General features: G+C 41.5%; 19 protein-coding genes and 1 pseudogene. 7 read left to right on the top strand and 13 right to left on the bottom strand.

Going from position 1 to position 23,185, the window contains the following annotated elements:
• Positions 1 to 545: 545 nt before the first annotated feature.
• The gene (locus tag PPIS_RS25225; protein ID WP_010379535.1) at positions 546 to 701 is read left to right on the top strand and encodes a MerR family transcriptional regulator; all 156 of its coding nucleotides are present in this window, start codon (positions 546 to 548) and stop codon (positions 699 to 701) included.
• Positions 702 to 744: 43 nt separating this feature from the next.
• Positions 745 to 1,925 (top strand): IS3 family transposase gene (locus PPIS_RS24125; protein WP_096040897.1). Its coding sequence is split into 2 segments (ribosomal slippage): positions 745 to 1,003 and positions 1,003 to 1,925, totalling 1,182 coding nucleotides; the frame shifts between segments, so codons are not numbered across the junction.
• 263 nt (positions 1,926 to 2,188) lie between these two features.
• Here the strand turns inward: PPIS_RS24125 and PPIS_RS24130 are convergent.
• The 9 genes from PPIS_RS24130 to PPIS_RS24165 form a co-directional block, all read right to left on the bottom strand.
• Positions 2,189 to 2,524: a hypothetical protein gene (locus PPIS_RS24130; RefSeq protein ID WP_010377269.1), complete on the bottom strand. Its 336-nt coding sequence runs from the start codon at positions 2,522 to 2,524 to the stop codon at positions 2,189 to 2,191.
• 143 nt (positions 2,525 to 2,667) lie between these two features.
• Positions 2,668 to 3,003, bottom strand: a complete 336-nt coding sequence (locus PPIS_RS25575; RefSeq protein WP_010377266.1) for a hypothetical protein — start codon at positions 3,001 to 3,003, stop codon at positions 2,668 to 2,670.
• Positions 3,004 to 3,005: 2 nt separating this feature from the next.
• Positions 3,006 to 4,010: a zonular occludens toxin domain-containing protein gene (locus PPIS_RS24135; RefSeq protein WP_010377263.1), complete on the bottom strand. Its 1,005-nt coding sequence runs from the start codon at positions 4,008 to 4,010 to the stop codon at positions 3,006 to 3,008.
• Positions 4,010 to 4,423, bottom strand: coding sequence for a DUF2523 family protein (locus PPIS_RS24140; protein ID WP_010377262.1), 414 nt, complete (start codon positions 4,421 to 4,423; stop codon positions 4,010 to 4,012). Before PPIS_RS24140 ends, PPIS_RS24135 begins: the two co-directional genes overlap by 1 nt.
• Positions 4,416 to 5,780 carry a hypothetical protein gene (locus PPIS_RS24145; protein ID WP_010377260.1) on the bottom strand — a complete coding sequence of 455 codons (1,365 nt, stop codon included), beginning with the start codon at positions 5,778 to 5,780 and terminating at the stop codon, positions 4,416 to 4,418. The genes PPIS_RS24140 and PPIS_RS24145 overlap by 8 nt, the downstream gene beginning before the upstream one ends.
• Positions 5,781 to 5,875: 95 nt before the next feature.
• Positions 5,876 to 6,079 (bottom strand): hypothetical protein, encoded by a 204-nt coding sequence (locus PPIS_RS24150; protein ID WP_010377257.1) that lies wholly within the window; start codon positions 6,077 to 6,079, stop codon positions 5,876 to 5,878.
• A 34-nt stretch (positions 6,080 to 6,113) separates the two neighbouring features.
• Positions 6,114 to 6,356 (bottom strand): hypothetical protein, encoded by a 243-nt coding sequence (locus tag PPIS_RS24155; protein ID WP_010377255.1) that lies wholly within the window; start codon positions 6,354 to 6,356, stop codon positions 6,114 to 6,116.
• 9 nt (positions 6,357 to 6,365) lie between these two features.
• The gene (locus PPIS_RS24160) at positions 6,366 to 6,683 is read right to left on the bottom strand and encodes a hypothetical protein (RefSeq protein ID WP_010377253.1); all 318 of its coding nucleotides are present in this window, start codon (positions 6,681 to 6,683) and stop codon (positions 6,366 to 6,368) included.
• 98 nt (positions 6,684 to 6,781) lie between these two features.
• Positions 6,782 to 8,809, bottom strand: a complete 2,028-nt coding sequence (locus PPIS_RS24165; protein WP_010377251.1) for a replication endonuclease — start codon at positions 8,807 to 8,809, stop codon at positions 6,782 to 6,784.
• Between the two features lie 149 nt (positions 8,810 to 8,958).
• Between PPIS_RS24165 and PPIS_RS24170 the strand changes: the two genes are divergently transcribed.
• From PPIS_RS24170 to PPIS_RS24180, 3 genes are all read left to right on the top strand, one after another.
• On the top strand, positions 8,959 to 9,237 hold the full coding sequence (locus tag PPIS_RS24170; RefSeq protein ID WP_010377249.1) for a hypothetical protein: 279 nt from the start codon (positions 8,959 to 8,961) through the stop codon (positions 9,235 to 9,237).
• 647 nt (positions 9,238 to 9,884) lie between these two features.
• Positions 9,885 to 10,412, top strand: coding sequence for a hypothetical protein (locus PPIS_RS24175; RefSeq protein WP_010377248.1), 528 nt, complete (start codon positions 9,885 to 9,887; stop codon positions 10,410 to 10,412).
• Positions 10,413 to 10,463: 51 nt separating this feature from the next.
• The gene (locus tag PPIS_RS24180) at positions 10,464 to 13,160 is read left to right on the top strand and encodes a sensor histidine kinase (protein WP_010377246.1); all 2,697 of its coding nucleotides are present in this window, start codon (positions 10,464 to 10,466) and stop codon (positions 13,158 to 13,160) included.
• 186 nt (positions 13,161 to 13,346) lie between these two features.
• Here the strand turns inward: PPIS_RS24180 and PPIS_RS24185 are convergent, their stop codons facing one another.
• The 3 genes and pseudogenes from PPIS_RS24185 to PPIS_RS24195 all read right to left on the bottom strand — a co-directional run bounded on the left by PPIS_RS24185 (position 13,347) and on the right by PPIS_RS24195 (position 16,832).
• Entirely contained in the window at positions 13,347 to 14,579 is a 1,233-nt protein-coding gene (locus PPIS_RS24185) for a DUF642 domain-containing protein (RefSeq protein ID WP_010377244.1), read from the bottom strand.
• Between the two features lie 253 nt (positions 14,580 to 14,832).
• A pseudogene (locus tag PPIS_RS24190) lies at positions 14,833 to 15,854 on the bottom strand (substrate-binding domain-containing protein).
• Positions 15,855 to 15,941: 87 nt separating this feature from the next.
• The gene (locus PPIS_RS24195; protein ID WP_010377241.1) at positions 15,942 to 16,832 is read right to left on the bottom strand and encodes a LysR family transcriptional regulator; all 891 of its coding nucleotides are present in this window, start codon (positions 16,830 to 16,832) and stop codon (positions 15,942 to 15,944) included.
• A 759-nt stretch (positions 16,833 to 17,591) separates the two neighbouring features.
• Between PPIS_RS24195 and PPIS_RS24200 the strand changes: the two genes are divergently transcribed.
• Together PPIS_RS24200 and PPIS_RS24205 are read left to right on the top strand one after the other, a co-directional pair.
• Complete coding sequence (locus PPIS_RS24200; RefSeq protein WP_010377239.1) at positions 17,592 to 18,815, top strand: alpha-xenorhabdolysin family binary toxin subunit A; 1,224 nt, start codon at positions 17,592 to 17,594, stop codon at positions 18,813 to 18,815.
• Between the two features lie 89 nt (positions 18,816 to 18,904).
• Complete coding sequence (locus tag PPIS_RS24205; RefSeq protein WP_010377236.1) at positions 18,905 to 21,253, top strand: hypothetical protein; 2,349 nt, start codon at positions 18,905 to 18,907, stop codon at positions 21,251 to 21,253.
• Positions 21,254 to 21,949: 696 nt separating this feature from the next.
• Here the strand turns inward: PPIS_RS24205 and PPIS_RS24210 are convergent.
• The gene (locus PPIS_RS24210) at positions 21,950 to 23,134 is read right to left on the bottom strand and encodes an MFS transporter (RefSeq protein ID WP_010377233.1); all 1,185 of its coding nucleotides are present in this window, start codon (positions 23,132 to 23,134) and stop codon (positions 21,950 to 21,952) included.
• Positions 23,135 to 23,185 lie beyond the last annotated feature (51 nt).

Genomic DNA, 23,185 nt, shown 5'->3' on the forward strand with positions numbered 1-23,185 from the left:
ATTGATTCTCACCCCACATTAAAATAACCTACCGAGCCGCAGCCAAATCTAGTGGCACATTGTATGTGGATTTTCCAGTTTACCAAACTACAAGAAGAGCAACGTGTAAAGCGACCCTTTATCACCAATTCCTTTTTAAGTACAGTTAGACTTAGTTATGTACACAGCCATTAACACGTATGTAAAAAAACTAAGAGTATTAATGCACTTATACTTCAATAAGTTAGAGCGAATGTACACAAACTAGACTATATACAATGTCTAGTATTGGACATATTATAGTGATGTAGATACCTGTTATGCAATACTGTATAAACAAGCCTATAATTTACGTTATGTTAAATAGGTAAGTATGAGACATTTTGGCTTGTTATGGTGCTTGAATAGAAATTTAGTTCGTAAGCCCTATTTTACTAAGTTTCCTAATTTAGGTTCAGAATCTGTATTTTCGATTAATAACCGAATTTCCAATCTAAAAAATTTATATAAAAGATGTATCTTTCGCGCAGGACGACCGACGCTCTACTTCGTCAAAGGAGTCCAAGATGACATTTAATGATTTACTATTTAGAGCTGGATTTATGAATTTCGGAAATATAAACAAGAAAGAAGCTTCAAAGTATCTTCATGTAACACCTAGAACTTTAAATCGCTGGATTAAGGATGATTGTAGTGGCATAGTTAATTTGGCCACCCATTAAGAAAGAAATGTTATGCTATTTGCATACAAATTTGGGTGAAAAAATGACGAAATTAAAACGCGCAACCTATTCTGCGGCAATCAAATTAGAAACAGCTCAACTTGTAGTTGACCAAGGCTACACACAAGAAGATGCAGCTAAGGCTATGGGGGTTGGTAAATCAACTGTAAGTAAGTGGGTAACTCAATTGAAGCAAGAGCGGAATGGCCAGACCCCCACAGCGTCACCAATGACACCTGAACAAATTGAAATCCGCGAACTTAAAAAGCAAATCCAACGTATTGAATTAGAAAAGGATATATTAAAAAAGGCTACCGCTCTCTTGATGTCCGACTCCCTGAACAATTCTCGTTAATTGAGAAATTAAATCAACGAGAGCGTTACCCAATTAGCGTGTTGTGTAGCGTATTCAATGTGCATCGCAGCAGCTATAAATATTGGGCCATACGGGATACAACGCCTACACCAGAGCAAATAAGGCTAGAAGCTGAAGTTAAAGCCATACATGCAATGAGCGGCGGTTCAGCTGGGGCACGGACAATCGCAGCAATCGCAACGAATAACGATTTTGAATTAAGCCGTTATCGCGCCGCTAAGCTAATGGTTAAACTAAAACTAGAGAGCTGCCAAGTACCACAACATCAATATAAAAGGGGTGGTAATGAGCATCTTGAAATCCCAAATTTGCTAGACAGGCAGTTTGATGTTGTTGAGCCGAATACGGTGTGGTGCGGTGATGTGACGTATATTTGGACAGGCAATCGCTGGGCCTATTTAGCGGTCGTTGTTGATTTATTTGCACGTAAAGTCGTTGGTTGGGCAATGTCGTTGTCGCCAGATACTAGCTTAACGCTAAAAGCGCTTGAACTCGCGTATGAAAGCAGAGGTAAACCAAGTGGATTGATGTTTCACTCAGACCAAGGAAGCCATTATACAAGCTTGAAGTACCGCCAACGTTTATGGCGCTATAAAATTACACAAAGTATGAGCAGGCGCGGAAATTGTTGGGATAATGCGCCAATGGAGCGATTTTTTAGAAGCTTTAAAACGGAGTGGATGCCAAAGGTTGGATACGAAAACTTTAAAGATGCTAAATATGGTGTGAGTGATTATATCAACGGATATTATAACAACGTTAGGCCTCATCATTATAATGCTGGTTTAGCGCCAAATGAATCTGAGGTTAGATACCAAGATTCTAAAACTGTGGCCAAAATTAGTTGACCACTACAGATAACCCATGTCCTCGTGCTGTAGATTTACTAAAAGTAAGAATTGATGGAATTATGTGCATTCGTGAAGAATGGAAAGACTTCTCTATTGATCGTGAATCTAGATTAGTAACTCCTCGCGGTGCAAAATACGACGCTTCATATATCAACAAAATAGACTTTCTTCAAAGAAGCAACCATTTCCATAATCCCAGTAGTTTTTAGCTTTTATGAATAGGTATAGTAAAGTGGCTCAACGAACCACTTATAGAAGCATCAATTAGAGGAAATAGTGTGCTTGATTTCGATAAGCCCTAGCTCAGTTATGGATATTACCGCTCTAATCTCACATTCGCGCTTATTTGCAATATCAACTAGCATCTTTTTGAAATAAGTCTTCGCTTTTTTCATTTCGCTCTCAAAATCATCGCTTTCGATTCTATATTTGGTGGCATAAGCAGTGTCTACACCGTCAATATTTATATAAGAACTGTCAAAATTGAGCTTTTCTCTTATATCGTCACGAACACCTCTAGAATCTCTTTCATTATTATTTTCAGTATTAACTGAATAAACCAATAGAACATTTGAAGTTTCAATGCTATTACGCATAATATTAAGTCTCACTAGTATTAACCCTCTTTGATGAACTTGATTGAGATATGGAGATAAATTTGAATAATACAAGTCATATATACCTAATATTTAATCAAAGCAGGTTGTGTATGTTGGTGTTTGGTGTCGCCGCGCTGCGCTCAGGCTCCGCTTGGCGCGTCGCCACCAAATCCAGCTAAATTAATGGGTTGTTGCTGTCCTTGTTTGTTTTGTTGCTGGTATTGCTGTTCGGGTATCGGTGGCGGTGTGTCCGTTGGTTTGCAGATAGCATGATACTGAAAGCCTTGGTACTCGATACGTGCTAAACACGAGTTAAAGACAACAACCGAATACCCCATTCGGGTCATATCTTTGGAGTTGGCCGAGACTGTCCCGTCTTGTGTTTTGAACTCGATAACCACCTCTTTTTCTACCCGCTCACCATCAACCGTGGTGATAATGGCGCTGATGTATGCGCGCTTGGCATCGTATGGCAAACCTATATGAATAGTTGGAGCAGCAGGAGTCTGAACAGCGTCATTATCAGGAACAGGAGCGCTATCCGCTTGATGACTTTCCAAAGGAACTGGCGCTGCTTGCGGGTTTTCCTCAACATCAAAAGCACCACCGAAATATAGGCCGAAGTAACCAAGACAAAGAGTGACCACAACCACCGGAAAGGCAAACATAGGACTGAGAAGGAAATTCTTTCCTGTGGCACTTGTAATAGATTTGGTCGCTGTGGATTTGTAGAGGTCGTGCACTTGGACGGGGATTTTGCGCCATTTTTTGGGTCGGCTTTGTTTGGCGTTTTGCCATCCAATTTTGGATTATGTTCATGGATTCGTGGTCTCCGATAGAAATAAGGAATTTTGGCTAGGCCGTCAAAGTATTTGTGCGCGTAGGCGTATTGGCTCACATTGCGAATGTATTTATGCACGGACGTAATATCAGGCGTGCAGCAGATAATGTCCCAGTTGTATTTTCGGTGGCGCATGTACGCCTCTTTCAGCGTTTTGGGGTAGATAATATGTCCGTGTTCGTTAAATATCTCGATACCTAAATCATCGACATCACCACTGGTTAGGTCTGCGGGCTTATAGGTCTCTAGGGTGTCTAAGTGATATTGATACCAGTCTTCGGGTAGCACTTCTTGGTAGTTTTGAACGGGCTGATAGTCGCACGACTCAGGTTTGAATTGCGTGGTTTCCGTTAGGTAAATGTCTTGGACTTCATCCATGATGATGAGAGCGCCACATGGCACCCAATGATACCAATTTCGCCAAAGCTTATGCCCTGTGTCACTTTGGCTCGACATGCGCCATAGTTTGGCGGTTTCTGGAAAGGTTTCATTGAGTTCCTGCTCGATGTCTTCGATTGGCTTAATGCCCTCAATATTGGTGACAACTAAGCGCCCTGCTCTCAGCGCTGGCAGTAATTCGAACCACACCGCTGAGGCGGATTTGAAAGAACCAGGCGCACCATGAAATATTGACGTTGCCATTATAAGAACCTCATCACATATCGAGTTACAAGCGCTTGAATAACCACATTCAGGGCATCAAAGGCGCGCATATCAACCAATGCGGCTTGGACATCCCTTGGTAGTGCGCTGGCAGCACTGGCTAAGCGTGAGCCAATCTGGAAGTTGTCTATGATGTTCTTCGAAACCTGCCATGCGAACTTAATCGTCTCTAGCTCAATCTTGAGTTTTAGGAGCGTGGCATACTCGACAAACCAAGCAAAAAATCGGGTGATAAAATTCGGGATATCACTGTCCCATAAGTCCCAAATATCAGTGATGAAATCATTGATAAAATCTAACATCCCTTTTGTTCCCTCATAGTCTTTTGCAATGGCTATTGTGGGGATAAAGAGCAACATCATAATTAGTAGTAATGCGTTTGATTTATTCATTACGTTCCCTCAATAAAATAAACAAGGCAGAGATAACTGCGACTAACATTAATGGCGCTGCTAGCATCTGATAGAAGCTAGAAAAGCGCGCAACAGATATATCAATCTGGTTGCCATATAAATCTAAGCTTCTCGATTCGTACCCACTGGCAAGCGACCCTGAAAAGCTGACTATCTGTGTTAATTCAAATTCAATGCGGTCGAGCTGATCAGTATTGGCTTCGAGCTGCTCTTCAATTTGCTTTTTCAACTCTTCAATCTCTTCTGTTTTGAATAAGTCGTTTAGCCCCCCTTGCTTCCCCTCTTGTGTGAGCTTGCCGCAATCAAGCCCAACACACGGCTTACAATCTGGGTCGTCGGGTTCGCAGTCCGTCGGTGGTCCATCATCACAATTTGGGTCATCTGGCTCACAGTCAGTGGGTGGCCCATCGTCACAATTGGGGTCATCCGGCTCACAATCAGGTGGGTCAGTAATTGGCCCATCGTCACAATTGGGGTCATCTGGCTCACAATCAGGTGGGTCAGTAATTGGCCCATCATCACAATTCGGGTCATTCGGTTGACAATCCGTTGGCGGTGGTGGGTCTGTGTTATCACAATTCGGGTCGTTAGGTTCACAGTCCGTCGGAGGCGGTGGGTCTGTGTTGTCACAGTTAGGGTCGTTTGGGTCGCAATCAGGCGGCTCTGTATTACAGTTCGGGTCGCTTGGGTCACAGTCAGTTGGCGGTGGTGGGTCTTGGCATGGAACAGGCTCAGCGCTTCCATAATGAGCTGGATGATAGTAGCTCCCTGTTGCATCAGTCTCGATACGGCATTGTGTTCCATCAGGGTTGTCATAGCAGACTGTTCGCTGCTCACCAAAACCAAACGTAAATGAATCATCATCGCTTGGGGCTGGACAGTTATCATTAGCAGGTGGAATGCACCACATCACACCAAGTTCATCATACCAAGGCGACCAACCGTCGGGGATAGTTGGGCCAGTACATGTTTTTGTGAAATGTGGGCCAGTGTATCGAACAATCATGTTTTCTTCTCTATCGATACCATTTAATGTGTAGCACAGTCTTTTGGCGATAGCCCCTTCTTGAGACCATAACGTTCCGCAATCCGATAGTCCGGGTCTACCTAAGCTCATAAAATACGCTGAATAGATAGCAATATTTTTGCTGACGCAATCACTGATTTTCTTTACATCAACCCTGTCCTCTACGCCACCGTTTACGCTCATCAAGCGGCACTTATAAAAGTCGTCATTGAATGGGGAGCGCTTGCGGTCAATCTGCCCTTGGGTAACGGCAAAAGCTTGAGTGACAAAAAAGGCGCTAAAAAGCGCCATCAATAGGATAATTCGCATATTAACGCCTTTGGTTTAGGAGGTACGAACCCCGCTTGTGAAGCCTTCAACGAAGACCCACACGAGGAACGTACCGAGTAAAACAGTGGTGACCATTAACGAGATAATTTGCTAACGATAAAGCCAACACCGAAACCAATGGCGGCTAAGCTCAATAGACCTACTACAACGAGCGTATAGTTGGTTTGGCCTGTAGAGATGGCAGTAGTAAGCGCCGTGGTTACATCTTCATTTGCAGATGCAGCCATTGAACCCATAACAGCCGTTGCGCCAAGTGCGATTTTAGATACTAATTTCATAGTGATTTTCCTTATTTAACATTGAGTGTGTGTTTTATGATTTGCCTATGGTTCGAACGATACGCCCGATACTATGGCCAACGAAAAATGCGGTTAATGCTGCCGCGTTAATTAACCCAAACATGGGTGTATCAAAGGCAAACAGCTCGTTGAGCGTGTTCACCAATCCGTCAAACTGCAAATGCGTCAGCTGCGCTTGAGTCAGTAACACGTATTCGCACGCGGGTTGTGTGGTAGCGATGAGTTGCCCTGACTCGGTGATAGTGACGCATTGCATGTTAATTCCTTACTTCGCTTGCTGTGTTGCGATAGAGTTCAAGCGGAAGCCTTTCCATTCCATTTGGCGTGCTACGTTTGCGCCTTCGTAATATTCAAGGTTGAGTAGCACAGGTTTTAAGCCCCACCCATTCGGATCTGATTGGAGTTTTTCTAGCTGCGAAAATGTGCCGTTAGCCATTTGGTCGTTAGTCACCTTTACCGTCCAAATGCTCGCGGGGCTTTTAGTGTGAAATTTAAATTCAGCGGTTTCAGGCAAGGGTGCGCCTTTGTCGTCCGTACGGTTAACACGTTGTAAGTCTGTGATTGCACCTTCAATACTGGCCATGGTTATTGCTCCTTTGAATAGTCTTCAATAAGTTGATGTTGTGACCGTAGTAGGTCGTTTAATCTGCTGTGTTGCATGTGAATTCCTTAGGGTTACAGTTAATGACACAAGTCCAAGGCGACTTCGTCGCTACTGACTACAGAAAGTGCCTCGTAATCCATAAACAAACACATGTTCTGATAGTCTTCGATTGCGCAGGACTCTAGGAACTGCATTTCTTCTACGCTTGGTTGTTCAAAACGGCCATCATCTACCCAGTTCTGGATAGATTCGGACACCCCGAGCATTATCTTGCGCTGTGATTGAATGTCTTTTTCGGTTAGTACTTGATTCGTACCGCGACGGGTAATGACCACAACCGAATCCCACGCAACGCCTAAAATACGCTTGGCTGGCATATCGCCATATTTGGTGGTGAAGTACGGGCTATTAGATTCACTGCGGCTGATTTCCCCTGTGATTTGGTCAACGATGTCAGGGATTTGATAGTGAATGCGCACGGCTTGGTCTTTACGTTTAACCTGCACACCACCCATGGCAAGACAAAAAGCCGCCCAATCGGAAGCGTCGGCCGCAGCTCTCACTTTCTCAAGGGCGTAACGGGAAACCGTGTCTAAGTTTGTGTTCATAGAGTTTGCAACCTCACATTTGCCGCTTTCACCCATGCCAAGGCGTCTAAGTTCGCGCCATGTGGTCACACTTGGGCCACCAATTTGCTGAAAACGTCTGATATTAAAAGTACTCGCCCATGTGGATGCGCGTTCGGCTGCATCAGCGGGAGCGATTGAGATTTTTCCCGCTTCAGAGCAAGTCACTTGATTGATGTGTTCACCGTTAACAGCTTTGGTGATGTATTTGGCGATATACCCCGCAGCACTGCCCTTTTTCGGGTCGATGCTGATTGCCTTAAAACGGGTTGATGATGTACGGACTTCACTTGGGGTGTCTTGAAGCGCCAAAGCTTTTAGGATTTTACGGGCTTTAATCGCTTGGCCTTTTTCCATAAATAGCAGCATGTGCCAGTGTGGACAGCCGTCATGATGAGGCTCTACCACACGGAAACCGTAAGGGCGAATATCAGCCTTGGCGAACAATGCCCTTGCACGTTTCCACAAGTCATTGAAATAGTCCTGCGCATCGTTCGGTGTTGAGCCGTTATATTTGCGGTTAGGAATGCCGCTGGCGTGTACTGAGTGAAAACGGCTAGGTGCGGTGATGGTATAAAACTCTCCACGGTGGCCGAGTGTTTTTGAACACTCTTCAAAGCCACGAATGCGCACCATGAGTTCAGCGGCCAGCTGCTTACCAGAGGTAGAACTTTTTGCTGCAACGTCTTTCAATGATTCGAATTCATCAAAGGGACTCGCGTCATTTGGCACAACATACAAATCATTCATTATCGCGTCTGATTTGGCGTTGCGCTCGCGCTTGCTGCGAATAGTAAACTCACTGACATAAGGCGAAGACTTTTTATGTACGGTACGCATATCACGGGCTAATTGCTCGATGACAAGCGCTTGTTTGGTACGTAAACGACGACGCCACCAAAGCGGGCAAGCCATGCGATTTAGCGCACCGTTCAATTGATTCATCACACCTTGGCGATAAGCAGGAGAAAACTTTGAGCGCTCAGCAGGTGATAAAGTAAAGTAATCATCATCAAACGTTGGTGGTTCAATGCAGTACACACGAAAGTCGGCGCATAGCTTTTTATAGAGCTTGTAAGTGGGTTCACTGCACTTCAAACGCAATTCGAATAAGCGGGCTTTGTCTTCTGCGATTTCGCAAAGCTCATCATCAGAAACACTGAGATTGATACCCCCTAAAGTAAGCACCCTATCCGCCTCTAATAAGCGTTTGCGCGCTTCAGCGTAACCAAAGAATTTTTCGATAACCAAATAGCCATTGGCAAGCATGACAGCCAAGTTGCTATGGGTGTGCAAAATCTCAGAACGCAATTGATGACTATCGAGTTTATCTTCTAATAAACGCTGTTTGTTCGGCAGCTTAGCGCGAGCAACAATAGCTTTGGCACTAGTATCGGGTGTGATTAGCGCAACGGCATTTACCGCTGATTGTGCGGGGAATGTTTTTTCGTACACTGAAAGTTTATGCTCTACTAACACGACCGTACCTTGCTTACTAGATTTTATAGGCTTTGGAGCGGATATTAGTCACAGCAACATGACTGCGTCAACACACTGTGACTAGTGCAAAGTCAACTCAGTGGGACTATCATTCACATTAGAGCGCAGCAAATTCTTATAGATAACTTATGAAAATAACCAGTTCGATTGAGCTACTAGATTGGTTCAAAAAGGTTGCAGATATTGAGTCTGACTACATGGTCAGCAAACTCACAGGTATCTCAAAACAGGCGATTAGCCGCATTAGAAACGGAGAAGGTGATTTTGCAGACTATAGCGCTCTACAATTACTTGTCATTGCTGAACACCCTAAACCATTGGAAACTATGGCTTTTTTAGAGGCTGAAAAAGCAAAAAAGAGAGGTGATGAAAAGATGGAAAAAATTTGGCGTTCGCAAGTTGCATAAGGTCAAATTATCGGGACATTCTGTCCCAGCAAAAATTAAGATTTCCACTACCCTTGCGGGTTGTGGAGGAACGTTATTCCCCTGCTTTACGTTATGTTAAATTATAGGGGCTAAAATTCCTCATCCTGTAGGTTTTTCTTTATTTTTCAAATATTCAGGCCCCCTATTCTAATTTCTACGTCGCATTACAGCAGAAGCTTGGGTGTTAATATCACCAATCATGCAGTTGTTCAGATCACCGCTAATGTTATATCTCCATAATAGCAAGTAACTTTTTTAGTCGTCGTAATAATTAATAGCAAAAGGCATCGTTTACTTTGGATAGATATTATAAAATAAAGAATTATTTCTTAACTAAGTATTTACAGTTAGTGTTCTACAAGTCAACAATAGTAAAGAGAAGATCTCTAAATATTGAGCTCACAGTATTTTTGTAGTTGAAGATATTTTAGCTGCAAATAAGATGGTTGATGCGGTCTTGCAAAATTGTGTTTTAAGGCAAGATCTGTTCACCTGAGCGTGGCCTTCTAAGACATAAACAATCCTTACCATTATTGTAGGAGAAAGTACCTAGATATAACTCAATGACGTAATGGTTGGAACTGTTGATGAAGGAACGCATATTTTATGACTAAAAGGAAATCTCTATGTTTAAAAAGATACTACTTCCAATCGCTGCAACTATGTTTTGTATTAGTGCGGCTAACGCCCTAACTCCACTAGAGGATCGTGCTCGAGTTTCTAGGATGAATGCAGATCTGCTGTTGCCTGATGGTTCTACGTTAAATGTAGACGTGTCATTCGATTGTGGTAGCGACTATAAGAATACGGCGCTGATGGTGATGAGTGATTCTGGCGCTCAGTTATTAGCGGCTGCTTACACACATTTATATGGTGTTGAAGCTGGCGAAGCAGTAATGCATTCTTGGAATAACAAAAAGAATGAAACTGATCCTCGTAAACCCACCTATTTGTTTGTGCTAGCAGAGCGCGAAAAACAATTTAATTGGACAAAGTCACAAATTGGCAATCAAAAACTTAACAAAAGCTTAAAGAGTGTTACAATGAAGCGTAATATGGTTGATGAAACGGTAGTTGATGATACTAAAGTCGATTTGCCTGTTGTCGTAGCGGGTTGTGGCGTAAGAGATCACAATGCATACGAGGTCAACTAGGAAGTAAGGCCAGCTCTTGTGGTTGGCCGCATTTAATTAATGGATTGTCTCATGCGTTTCTTCGTACTTTTATTCCTAGCTGCTTTTTCGTTGCAGTTACAAGCGTTCCAATTTGAACATTTAAATGGTGTCGTTCATGACTCAAACGACAACTTTTATTTGTCCTCACACAATGGGGTATATAGATACGATGGCCGTCATTTTCTTCCTTTAAGCAAAGCTGCTGGATTACCCAGAGGCTTGGTTCGTGATATCAAACTGCAACATAAAACATTGTTTTCTTTGTATTCTAATGGTGACGTTTGGATCACGAATCTAACGAGTCTAGAATCGAAAAAAATAGCTTCTGTGGAGGCGACAAAACTAGCGTTAACAAACTCTTCGCTTTTCACTCTAGGAAGATATGATGTTAAAAGGATTGATATTGAGTCAGGAGTAGTCAGCACAATATACAGTAGCTCAAGCAGAGTTTTAGACATTGACGCGTTTGCAAATTTAGCCTATTTGATGACAACAGAAGGTGTTTTTTTAATACAAGATGGCGTAATAAAAACCGTTGAAGCACTAAGCATTGATAATGGCAATTTAGCGGCAACACCGCATGGCGTTGTTTATTTTGTTAATAATAGGATGAGTTACTACTCTACCCTACAGCAGCAGCTTATCTCTAATATGGAAATAGACAATGCTGATAATATCGTATTTGCTGCCCCCTATTTTATCTATTTTACAGATAACGAAAGTGTTAATGAAGTCACGCTCACAGACCTAAATATTACAAGAACAGGTATTAACACCAAGAAAAAGAACTACAGCAAACTACATGTGGATGGCAAAAATAGGGTCTGGGGTTTAGGCCTAAACACATTCGAGCCTATCGAAGTTGGTCTAAAGTCTTCAGAGTTGTCTTTAGGGTCTAAATATAATGTACTTGAAGGCGTTGCAGGAGAATTGTGGATTGGTACTACCAAAGGTATATTTCAAAAGACTGGCAGAAATAGTGTTGAACCATTAGCTTGGTTAAATAGCCAAATATCAGCTCAAGCATTTGAGGTTACGGCTTTTCAACTCTTCAATCGCGGTCTTGCGATAGGAACCGATATGGGCACCTATTTCGTCGATTTAGCGAGTAAGAAAATAACAAAAGTTCATGATGATTATGTGCTTAATTTCTCAGTGATTGATAATACGTTGCATATCGCTACAAATGGCTATGGAGTTGTCGAAGTTAGCTCAAACTTGGAATTAATAGTAGACAAAAAACTCAGGCAATTGCTTCCAAGCCTAGAAGTCTTAGACATAAATCATAGTGGTAATTATATCTATGCAAGCACCAAACAAGGTTTGTTGGTTGTTGATACACAAGACTGGACGCGCAGTCTATTTGAAGATGGTGTAGTTGTCACTGATAGCTATGTCACAGAGGAAGGCCTATTTGCAGCGACTTATGGAAAAGGCGTCTGGTTTAAACCCAATAGTGGAGTTTGGCAAAAGTTAAGCTCACCAAGTTTTGTAAAGGAATTCGTGGAGTTTAATGATAATTTGTATTTAGCGACCAACAATGGTGTCCACATTTTAGAAAGAGGTGCAGATCACACAAAATTGGTACCAGGTACAAAGGCACACTCTTTTACTATCGGAAGCCTTAAGGTTTTGGGCGACAAACTTTATGCTGCCAGTTCAGACTTTATATTTGAGCTCACAACGGCTCCTTCTGTCGATCTTTATGCGCCAAAGGTAACAAGTGTCACTCTGGATGGTAAAACCTATTTGGAGTTTACTGAACTGGTTAGTCAGCATCCAGCTATTGAAATAACGATTAGTGACTACAATTTTGTAGATCAGCATGTCAACTCGTTTGAAGCAAACATAAACGATACTGGATGGCAAAAATTGTTAGCTGCGGGAATGCAACTTAGCAACCTAAAACCAGGAGGATACGATATTTTATTTAGGGTTGAGAATAAGGGACGCTACAGTAACGTTACGTCATTGACTTTTAACGTGGCTGCGCCGTGGTATTCAACACCTTTAGCTATTTCAGTGTATGCTGCCTTGGTCTTCATCCTAGTGATAGCGATTTCTGTGTATATATATATTTGGGTGCAGAGTTTTCATAAAGTTTTCAGGAATAATCAGCGCCAATACCAAAAAGAAGACTTGAGTGATGCTGTCCTTAAAGTTGCCGAGGCTAAAAAGTTGTGTAGCGGTGATGATATTACGATTTCAGAAGGTTTAGACAAACTCGACCAAGCACTTTTGAAGCTCGAACCATTGGCAAGAGGTCATGCGGCACTTGGTAAAGAAAAACTGAGCGTTGCTATCAGTATGTTGCAGGCTCATTGTTCATATATGAGTGATATGGATCTCGATTTCAATATTTCCATTGGTGAGACACAACTTAAAAAACAGTTGGAAAAGGACATTTACAGCGTAACCTACCATTGTGTTGATAATTCGCTTAAACATTCAAAAGCAACACAACTCAGCCTGTCTATTAGTAAACAACAAGATAAAATTCATGTCATGATTTCTGATAATGGTAATGGAATGGCGCTGTATTCACGACTTCATTTCGGATTAGGGATCTATACCATAAAACAAATTGCGAAAAGCTATAAAGCCAAGTTGAGTATTAAAAGCTCAAAAAAAGGAACTGCTATTCACTTTGTGTTTCCTCTTTTAGAAATTGGCAGGCCGAGTAAAGAAGAAATTCAAAAAGAGGTTTTAGAGAGAATGCAGGATTAGACGCCCAAACAGTATCTTTTTATCTTATAAATTTTATATCTCTTGGAAATATCAAAGCATCTTCGCTAAGGCTTTTACAAAATTAATGGTGTTAGGCTTCTAATATAAAACAATCAGTTACTTTAGCTATAAACAAAAAAAGGCGAGGGTTACCCCTCGCCTTGTGTATTGCTGTATAAGACAGACCTATTCGCAGTAATTCGCTACATACGTTAAATCGTTGATGTGCTCTGGGCCATCCATAATAAAGGTCGCTTGTGCCGTATTTGGATCTAGTGTGTAGATCTTCGCATCTTCACCTGAATTACGACCAGACACGTATAAAGTGCCGTCAGAGCTTACTGCTAAACCTGATGCCCAATTTACGCCATGCTCGCCAACAAGATCTAAAGTCATGTCACCCTTATCTAGCGTGTAAAGTGCTTTACCTGTTAGTACGTAAATCACGTTAGTATCTGCTGAATATGCAATATCACCATGTGAGAAGTCATCACCTGCATAGCTTAGTTTACCAAGCACTGTTTTTGCGCCTGTTTGCATGTCAAACTCATAAAGATAAGTTTTGCTGCTTGCGAGTAATTTAGTACCGTCTGGCGTTACTGCTGAACGGTATAATGGCCATGAAACCGCATTAGCAGCTAGCGTCTGCTCTGCACTATCTAGTGAAACTTTCCAAAGTGATGACGCCTTAGTTGCACTGTCGTTTTGTTCCATAAAGTAAAGTGCGCCATTGTGCGCAGCAATATTTGAGGCTGTGTTAGCGATGCCGTCAACGTATGCATAGGTACCATTAACTATGTCGAATTTATAAACATAGCTATTGCTGTCTTCACCAAAGTTATTGATGCCATACACGCCTACGTTACAGGTTACTGGCGGCTCTGGAGGTATAACTTCCTCTTCTTCTGTTACGACGACGTTGTCTAATAACGCACCATATGAGTCAGAAGTACCTAAACCCTGAAAACGTAACTGTGTCGAACTACCTGTCGCTTCAACCGTATACTCGTACTTTGTCCAGCCACGGGTCGTTGCATTCATCGTTACTAGTGTATTATCGCCAAACCATGCACGTGCGCGATTAGTTGAATCATTGTTTACCACTCGAGGAGAGTAATAAAAACTCACTTTATACTTTTTACCAATCGTGGTTGGGATATTCTGGTAGATTGTATAATTTGCCGTCGAGTCAAGCTCTAGGTATTGATTGCCGTCTTGAGGTACGACAATACCAAGGCTTTGTTTTTGAATTTCGAATTTGGCACCTTCTCTGCTCCAACCTTGGAGATTGTCAAATAACGCCCAATCACCAGAAATATTGCCTGATGTTTCAAACGAGCCGTTAACGACTAAATTGTCGGCTGCACTTGCTGTACCAACAACTGACATTAACGCTAAGGTTGCAAAGTTAAGTTTCATAGCCACTCCAATAAAATAGAGCTAATGTAAATTTTTTGTTTACATTAACATCACTTAATATAATACCATTGTCGTATTTTTTAAGTTTGCGGTCAATGAATAACCGAAAAACCAGATTTTATGATGTTTTACGTCTCTAAATAGGTTTTTAAATTGGTACTTTAGTATTGTTTTTGTGGCGTGAAAAATAGATGTTGAAACCTATCCGTTATATTGACTGAAGCTTAGGTTACGTATAGCAAGGTCATTAAAGCTAGTGGTTAACGGTACATCTAAGAATGTTTGTTTGATTGCAGTAATGAAAGTCTAAGTAGTAGTTATCCTTGGAGGGCGCCTGGCCAAGCGCTATCGTATTATAAAGCAATTCCGCTCCTTTTCGGCCCATTTCATAGGGGTTTTGGCCAATATTGATTGTTGAAAGCCCCTTTCCCAAAGCTTTAAGTTGTATCTCTTCTGTATCTGCGGAAATGATCACAGCATCGTGATTCGTGATCTTCTCTTTGTAGGGTAAGACGCGTTCAATATAATTAGAGTGAAATTGGGCGAAGCCTGCTACAGCAATAAAAATCGGGGGATTTTCATAACTTAGCAAGGTCAATAGTTGGCTTATCGCATCTTCGCGTTTACCCATTGTGTAAAGTGGGCATCGTTCGTACTCTTGCCATCCCTGCTTGAGATCATTTCCTGTTGTTGAAAGGTTGTCTGTTGTATGTGTAGCAAGTGCATATCTAACGCCATTAATTCTTTTATCTAAATTAGGTGTTGAGTGATGACCTGTTTGAATACAAAACGATTGAAGCGCAGCCGTTTTATAAGGTTTGGCAGCTTCTCCTAGGGCAACACCAAATGCAAAGTTATCGGTTCCTACATAGGCGAGACGGTAATCTTTATGCTCTATTAAAAGGTCAGAGTCAAAAGTGATCACCGGGACTTCAATTGCTTCGCCTTTTTGAGTGAACGTGACACGAGATAGTTTGAATCGGTAGTTGATATTAATAAACCGTCTACCTTTTTATTCAATAGTTCGTTGATGATAAGGCTTTGCGTTCTAAAATCTTGATAGTCGTCTGCACCATCGTAGATACATTCTACATTTGGATGTTGTTTTGCAAAGTCTACACACCCTTTATACGATTGTTCATAAAAGGTGTCATTTTTAGTTTTGCCTACAACCGCGATGGTTATTTTCGCTTGAGTACTTTGACTCACTATCGCAAATAATATTAGCCCAAATACCAAGGTACAATGGGAGAATAGATTTTCCTTTAACTTCATGTTTAGAGTGAATTAATTTTCTTAAACTACTGCAAGCATAACGTAGATTCTTAGTAACGCAAATGAGGACAACATTCCATCTTGCGCTCAATAGTGCATCGCAGCATTTTTCAATACAAATTGATGAGCATCCATATAGCTTTTAATAGCACTTTGCGCAATTCGTATCGTCGCGGGTACATCAGTACTACCTTTATGAATGCAAAATACTTCCACTTTTTCCAGCTCGAATTCGGGATCTACACGCTCTAGGTTATGATTATTAAATGCGATGATTTCTGGCACTAACCCAATACCCAAACCGCTTTCAATGAGCCCTATTGTATCGCTAACTGAGTTGGTTTTGTGATGTGCTTTGAATGAAAGTGGTTTAACGATATTTTGTGTTGTATGGATAAATTCATAATTTGTGACTTTGCCTTCCCAAGAGTTTGCAATGTAAGGAGCGGTTGTGTCGTTAAATTCACTGTCCTTTGCTTTATACAGCACGTCTCTAAATGAACCAATATATTGCTGTGATTGCTCCACATCTGCGCTTTTTCCCACTCTAACAGCAAGATCTATCCCCCGCTCCACTAGATTGAGAGGGCGATCTTCATTAATTAAATTCAGGCGGATTTTAGGGTGTGTCTTAATCAGCTTACATAGTGCAGGTGCAACGATGGTTTGCATCAAAGCATAGGATGTTGTAACTGTTAACTGCCCTGCGAGTACTAATTGCTTTGATCTTGCTTTTTCCCAAGCTAATTCTGATAAATGGCTGATTTCAAGGCAGTATGCATAGAAGTCTTTACCAACGTTGGTCAATGATTGGCTTCGTGTGTTTCTATATAGTAGTGGTGTTCCTATTTCTTCTTCTAGTTTCTTGAGATGTTGGCTGATCACTGATTTGGACAAAGATAACTTCTCCGCGGCTTTGGTCAGTGATCCTGACTCTACCACCCCCTTAAATATCATCATTCTTCTTAGTTTGTTCATTTTAACTTCTCTTTTCACGTTACTTTATAAGATAAAGACCGCCACACTTAAGTAAAATTACATAAATATTACATAAATTAAACATGTATTTTTAATAGTTATAAATGAAATGTGCTTTTTGGTCTATACCAAATTCAGCGGCACTTTCCCAACCTAGCTAAAAGTGGTTATTGATAATTTTCTTAATCGTTTTAGGTTTAACCTTGTTTGAATTTTTAAGTCATTTAGATAACTTAAAGTGGCTGCGCTAACGGGCAGTTACTTTGATTTTTCTATACAAGATCAGATGGCTGACAATAGATTGAATTTATTTTCTCAACAAAGAATGTGCGTCTCATTTACAGCGGTAGAAACATTGAGTTCGATTTTATGAAACAGTTTAATTAAGATTAAATTTTGAGCGAAAGTGGCTGTAAAAATAAACTGTTGACTATCTGTCTGTAACAAATTCCTCTACATCTAAAGCTTTAGATGGCCAAGTTTTAGCTTGCTTTTGTTAACTTTTATTTACTTAATTTGTTGTTTTGTAGATTGTATACCGTGGTGTTTGGTGTTATTGGGAATGCAACTAAACCGCTCAATTTGTTAGAAAGTGTAGAAATTCTTCCATTCTTATTATCCCTATATCAATAATATTAAAAGTACATTTGGTTAACAAATTAACTACATGCACTTTTATCTTCAGTTGCACTTTGGAGACCGGTAAAGGTCTAGTGCAACTTAACAGTTAGAACACCGATTGATTAAGGAATATGAAAGATGAAATCAATTAAGTTAAAGAAAAGCGCAATTGCTATCGTAACGTCACTCCAATTATTTGGGCTTAGTCAGCTCGCAACTGCGAATACCGACGTCCCAGAAATCTCACCAATTATGTACGATACACTTCAAGGAGATATTGAAGGTGCACCTTTGTTTGTAGATGTTGGTTCAGATGATTTTCTATTAACACAAGAGCAATGGCACACAATTCAAGTATTCGCTCAAGCTGCTGTTGGGTTACCAAACAACGAGTCTGCATTTAGAAGTTCAACGCGCTACCCTGACGACACGCCTTTGAATAACCACTATAAAGCGTTAATGGAAACGTTTGGAGAAATCAACGCATCTGGTCAAAACTGGAATCATAATATCTATCCTAACGTGATTGATTTAGCAACAAAACTTGCTAACTACTCAGACACTCATGCGCTATTAATTAACCCTTTTATCAGCCAATTAACCAACTTACATAACGCTTCACTTACGGGGGATATGCAAGCTGCTGAGCAGAGTCGCCAAGCCGCAATTTCATTTCTCAATACCTTTATGAGTTTTATTGATTCAAACCTGAATAAAACAGAAGAAGTGGTGAATGAACTTATTAGTTTTCAGGGGGGATTGACTACGCATACAGGGGAATTGGAAACGCTTGAGAGTACATTTGCTGATATCTTGAATAAAGATCAGCCTGCGAATATTCGCGAAAAAATTAGTACCTTGCAAAATCGCCTAAACAGTCTTAACAACGAAAAAGACACTAAGTTGAAGATAGTTGCAGGCCTCTCTGCTGGAGGACCTTTAGTGTTGTTAATCGGCGGTTCTGTGCTTGGCAGCCAAGTCGAAGAACTCAAAGATGAAATAGATAAGGTTCAAGCACAAATTGATAGTTCAAACAAAGACCTAGCACATTCAGTGAGCCTGGCCGCATCTTACGAGATTGCTAAAGGCCAAGTAGATGGCATGAATGATAAGATCCTCAAAGCAATCGATAATGTGCGCTTAGTGCAAGTGCATTGGCAGTCTCTACTAGGAGATATGCGGTCACTTAAAGAAGTTTTAGAGCAACTAGACAGTGAAAATGCACTTCGAAATGCTAATGTTGTGGTAGCTGGTATTGTTTCATCTCCGCTTGCAAGCAGCGCAACAAACTCGTGGAAAGACATTTCAGACAAAGCGAGAGCATTTTTGCAAAACGCTTATCTACCTATCTCTGAGCAGTAATCAAATACAACATGCATTCCTTCCTTATTGCTATAAGGAATATATCACAGTACCTGAGCTAAATATGCTCAGGTACATAAGGAGTTACTATGAAACCAACTTTACTCAGCCTATTGATTGGCTGCGCTTTTTCGAGCCAAGCTGCGACTTGGAACGAGCTATATAATCTTGAGCTAAGTCAAAACCTACCGAGCGTTACGACTTCAAATCAACAACAGATAGACACACAAAATTATTTGGTCTCGGCCTTACATGTCAATTTGAATGACGTGCTTACCAGTGCAAGAGATCATAATACTATCGTCATTGCTGCTGACACTCTAGAAATAGACCGAAACATGATTTTCGATGCGCCAAACAAACGAATTTTTATCGTCGCACGTAAAATAATGGGTAATGGTACGGTGAGTATCAATTTAGACACCCAAAATGCGCAAGCATCAACATTGGTATTTATGGCTGATAAAGTTGAGGCTAATATCAATATAATCACAGCTCATTCGCCAAGCGATGGTGAAATTGAACGCTTTAGTATTGCTCCAGACTCGTTTGGTACGCTATATCAAGTTATACAAGGCAATAAGTTCGCAACGCCTATTTCGCCAGCGTTAACGTCACTTATCTCTGTGCATAAAGAGTACTTTTTAGATGCATTTGAAAAGTCATTCGATATGGCGGCTTCTATCTATGATCAAAATCCAGCGTTGAGTATTGAGATGTTGAGCTGGCCTGAATCTATTTTAAACGCATCTCATGATGTTAGAGAATCTTCCGTTCAAGCAAAGAATTTTTACTTGCAGCTTGCTAATTTTAAACAGTTTTTGTCGTACGCAACACTTAACAAAAACTATGTACCTAGCCTATCCCGCGACTTTTATGAGTTAACGATTAAAGCATATATTGAAGCGATGGAAGCATATCAGGATAGCTACAATAATTTTCAGCAACAAGGCCGAAGTTTAGAAAACAAGCGCCAAGATCTCACTTTGATGCAGAATAACCTATTCGATGTCGCATCTGCTGAGCAACGAATTATCTCTCGCTCTGTAGAGCAACTGACGAGCTTGGTAAAGACACTTGATGAACAAAAAGCATCATTCAGCGGACAAGAAAATAATGTCTTCTATTCAGGGGTCGAGTTTCAACAAGGAATTTTGGACTACAAACTAGATAAAATCACTGAAATTGGGCTTAAAGTACTTGAAACCGTAATTAGTGCAGGCACTGCATTTGCGGGTGCTGCTGGGGGTGACACCAGCGGTCTGAAAGACTTGGTCGCGAGCTTGCCCGCCACAATCCAAGAGATCAATGAGTTAAAAACCAAAATTGATGATATCGCGTCATTAATGGATAAAGTGCAAACGGTTAGCGGCCAGTTAAACGTGCTATCGCAAAAAACTGCAGATCCGTTTTCTAGCAGTGAGCTTGCACAAGAGTTCAATCGCCTTAACTCACTCATTCCAACCAAAGAAGAGGCAAATCGAATTTGGGACGAATTTTTGATAACCGCTAAGGCGCAAATGAAAAAAGCCATAGATGAAGATATTGATGGTGCAAGCGACTACCTTGTTGCTATCGAAAAGTTGATTAATCATGGCAAGGCAATAGTTGCTGTAGAGATTGATATTGCCCAGGAGCAGTCTAGACAGATAGATTTGCGCATCACCGCTGATGCAAAGCTTAAACAAATCAATCGTATAGATGCATTTTTACAAAACACTCAAAACAGTCTAGATGAAATTCAGGGCATGGAGGAACAGCTATTCCGGACTTTGAATAATCTAAAACGTCCGATATTTGTTGCATTAACAAACTATCAGGCGGCATTTAGCTACTGGTCTCTTGATGACACCATTGTGACACCAAGCCTTAATCAAAGTTATCAAGAATACCGCCTTGACTTAGCCTTGCTACGTGAGCAAGAGGCCGCGTCATTATTACGCTTTAACCCTCGACCTCAAGATTTTATGCTCACCATAGAAGAGTTAGATGCGCCGCAACAATTGCTGGATTTTGCGCAAGACGGTGAAATGAGTTTTACGCTGTCATTGGAAGATATTGATTTTTCCCAGTTTGATCGAGTTAGATTAGACGAGGTCAATGTTGTACTAGAAGGTTCGGGGTTAAATGAGAACCAGCGCTATGATATCGAAGTAAGATCTAGTGGTTCATATCAAGATAGGTTTAAAGGGCAACCCTATCAATTTAGTGCAGAGTCGTTATACCGTTTGGTAAGTTACGAGCTGTTAGATAGCGAAACGACGCGCATAGATCCAATCACCAGTGGTGCAATCGCAAACGATTATGCGATTAATTACTTTAAACCAACTCCGTTTACCACTTGGTCAATTAAGCTGAAAAATCCACAGCTTTATGACTTAAGTAAAGTGACGAATATCAGAGTGTCGTTTAAAGGAAATGCGATCCCCAAACAATAGTGTAGTACTCGCACTTTACAGCCTAGTAGGAGCTACTTAACGTGGCGAACTGTTAACAAAAGTTCGTAGGATTAGCCTGCCCCTACTTTGGTGAGACTTAAATATTTGGTAGGTCAGATTTCCTTGCGTAGGAGCCACTTCACGTGGCGATCTGTTAGCAAAAGCTCGCAGGATTAACCTACTCCTACTTTGTTGGGGCTTGATTATTCGCTAAATCAGATTACCTTGCGTAGGAGCCATTTCAGGTGGCGATCTGTTAGCAAAAGCTCGCAGGATTAACCTGCTCCTACTTTGTTGAGGCATAATTATTCACTAAATCAGATCGCCTTTTCGTAGGAGCCACTTCACGTGGCGATCTGTTAGCAAAAGCTCGCAGGATTAACCTACTCCTACTTTGTTGGGGCTTGATTATTCGCTAAATCAGATTTCCTTTCTTAGGAGCCACTTCACGTGGCGATCTGTTAGCAAAAGCTCGCAGGATTAACCTGCTCCTACTTTGTTGAGGCTTAATTATTCACTAAATCAGATCGCCTTTTCGTAGGAGCCACTTCAGGTGGCGATCTGTTAGCAAAAGCTCGCAGGATTAACCTACTCCTACTTTGTTGGGGCTTGATTATTCGCTAAATCAGATTACCTTGCGTAGGAGCCATTTCAGGTGGCGATCTCTTAATAAAAGCCTCCATGATAAGCTACCACCTACTCTACAACTTGAGCCTTCAATAAAGATCTGTTATCGAGATAGCCACTAAAACGGGTTGCTAATAAGGCTGCAGCGCTGATAAGTGCCCCTACCCAAGCGGTGTCCTTCAGCGACATATTTTCAACAATTTGACCACCTAAGGCAGAGCCGAGCGCAATTCCAACGTTGAAGGCAGCGATATTCAACCCTGATGCGACATCCACCGCTTTTGGACTAAACTTTTCGGCTAGCTGTACAACATAGACCTGAAGACCAGGTACATTTCCAAAAGCAAATGCTCCCCACACTAGTACTGTGATCACCACGCCTACTTTCGACTGCATGGTAAATGTCAACACAGCCAAAATGACCGAGAGTAACGCGAAGATGATGGTCAGAGCGCTTATCGGCCCTTTTTTATCGGCTAATTTTCCGCCATAGATATTGCCAACAGCAACAGATACACCATAAACCAGCATAATAATACTGACTGTTGCGGCGTTAAAACCAGCTTCCTGTTGTAAAATTGGCGCAAGATAGGTGAATGCCGTAAAGGTTCCACCGTAGCCGAGTATGGTCATAAGATAGATGAGCAGTAATCTGGGTCGCAATAATACCTTTGCCTGCTCAGATAGACTGGCAGATGTGCTTTGCTTTAGGTGCTTTGGAATTAATAATGCACTTCCCAATAGAGCGATAACACCTAAAGCAGAAACTACTAGAAAAGTGGCTCGCCAGCCAAACTGTTGGCCAATCCAAGTACCCAAGGGGACACCTGTTACGAGCGCAACGGTCAGTCCCTTGAACATAATGGCGATGGCACTTGCCTCCTTGTCTTTTGAGACCAAGCTAGTCGCAATCGTAGAGCCAATCGAGAAGAATACACCATGAGCTAGTCCTGTCATGATCCTCGCCAAAATCAGGCTTTCATAACTTGGCGCTTGCCACGCAAGCAGATTGCCAAAAACAAAGAGTGCCATCAAACTCAGTAATACAGACTTCCTATTCCATCGTCCTGTCAGTGCAGTTAATACGGGCGCACCAACGGCAACGCCAATGGCATATAAGCTCACCAGTAAACCTGCACTTGGCAGTGAAACTGATAAGTCGGAGGCAATGGTCGGTACTAAACCAACAATGACAAATTCGGTGGTACCAATGGCAAATGCGCTTAATGTCAGCGCCAGTAATGCAAGCGGCATAAATAACCCTTTTAAAGTGATAAGCAATAAGTTGGTGTAAGTGTGAAAGCT

The sequence above is a fragment of the Pseudoalteromonas piscicida genome (assembly GCF_000238315.3).
In the GTDB taxonomy this organism is placed as follows: Bacteria; Pseudomonadota; Gammaproteobacteria; order Enterobacterales; family Alteromonadaceae; genus Pseudoalteromonas; species Pseudoalteromonas piscicida.

What these genes read in the sequence shown, in the direction of transcription:
- PPIS_RS24130 (WP_010377269.1), bottom strand. Translation starts at nt 2,524, where the DNA reads ATGCGTAATAGCATTGAAACTTCAAATGTTCTATTGGTTTATTCAGTT.
- PPIS_RS24155 (WP_010377255.1), bottom strand. Translation starts at nt 6,356, where the DNA reads ATGCAATGCGTCACTATCACCGAGTCAGGGCAACTCATCGCTACCACA.
- PPIS_RS24150 (WP_010377257.1), bottom strand. Translation starts at nt 6,079, where the DNA reads ATGAAATTAGTATCTAAAATCGCACTTGGCGCAACGGCTGTTATGGGT.
- PPIS_RS24175 (WP_010377248.1), top strand. Translation starts at nt 9,885, where the DNA reads ATGTTTAAAAAGATACTACTTCCAATCGCTGCAACTATGTTTTGTATT.
- PPIS_RS24160 (WP_010377253.1), bottom strand. Translation starts at nt 6,683, where the DNA reads ATGGCCAGTATTGAAGGTGCAATCACAGACTTACAACGTGTTAACCGT.
- PPIS_RS24135 (WP_010377263.1), bottom strand. Translation starts at nt 4,010, where the DNA reads ATGGCAACGTCAATATTTCATGGTGCGCCTGGTTCTTTCAAATCCGCC.
- PPIS_RS24185 (WP_010377244.1), bottom strand. Translation starts at nt 14,579, where the DNA reads ATGAAACTTAACTTTGCAACCTTAGCGTTAATGTCAGTTGTTGGTACA.
- PPIS_RS24195 (WP_010377241.1), bottom strand. Translation starts at nt 16,832, where the DNA reads ATGAACAAACTAAGAAGAATGATGATATTTAAGGGGGTGGTAGAGTCA.
- PPIS_RS24180 (WP_010377246.1), top strand. Translation starts at nt 10,464, where the DNA reads ATGCGTTTCTTCGTACTTTTATTCCTAGCTGCTTTTTCGTTGCAGTTA.
- PPIS_RS24205 (WP_010377236.1), top strand. Translation starts at nt 18,905, where the DNA reads ATGAAACCAACTTTACTCAGCCTATTGATTGGCTGCGCTTTTTCGAGC.
- PPIS_RS24200 (WP_010377239.1), top strand. Translation starts at nt 17,592, where the DNA reads ATGAAATCAATTAAGTTAAAGAAAAGCGCAATTGCTATCGTAACGTCA.
- PPIS_RS25225 (WP_010379535.1), top strand. Translation starts at nt 546, where the DNA reads ATGACATTTAATGATTTACTATTTAGAGCTGGATTTATGAATTTCGGA.
- PPIS_RS24145 (WP_010377260.1), bottom strand. Translation starts at nt 5,780, where the DNA reads ATGCGAATTATCCTATTGATGGCGCTTTTTAGCGCCTTTTTTGTCACT.
- PPIS_RS24140 (WP_010377262.1), bottom strand. Translation starts at nt 4,423, where the DNA reads ATGAATAAATCAAACGCATTACTACTAATTATGATGTTGCTCTTTATC.
- PPIS_RS24170 (WP_010377249.1), top strand. Translation starts at nt 8,959, where the DNA reads ATGAAAATAACCAGTTCGATTGAGCTACTAGATTGGTTCAAAAAGGTT.
- PPIS_RS24210 (WP_010377233.1), bottom strand. Translation starts at nt 23,134, where the DNA reads ATGCCGCTTGCATTACTGGCGCTGACATTAAGCGCATTTGCCATTGGT.